Raw genomic sequence first — 301 nt, forward strand, 5'->3', positions numbered from 1 at the left:
AATCGATGATGCGCTGAAAGCTAAGGAAGCAGCCATTGATTCACGTACCGATTTGACGGATGAAGAGAAAGCTGTTGCGAAGGCAGATGCCAATGCGAAAGCAGATGAAGCTAAGAAGAATATTGATACTGCAACAACAGATGAAGCAGTATCGCAATCTAAAACTGTTGGAACAACTGAAGTTAACGCAGTCAATCCAACCGCTCAAAGCAAGCCAGCAGCCAAGCAAGCGATTGATGATGCCCTTAAAGCTAAGGAAGCAGCCATTGATTCACGTACCGATTTGACGGATGAAGAGAAA

1 protein-coding gene is annotated in these 301 nt (G+C 44.5%); it reads left to right on the top strand.

The genetic code is table 11. The annotated features are described in order from the left end of the window. Nucleotides 1-301 (top strand): DUF1542 domain-containing protein (locus B7723_RS00025; protein ID WP_142358068.1); only part of this gene is annotated, 301 nt, incomplete at both ends.

Origin of the sequence: Streptococcus oralis subsp. oralis, assembly GCF_002096435.1 — a bacterium.
Classification (GTDB): domain Bacteria; phylum Bacillota; class Bacilli; order Lactobacillales; family Streptococcaceae; genus Streptococcus; species Streptococcus oralis_AA.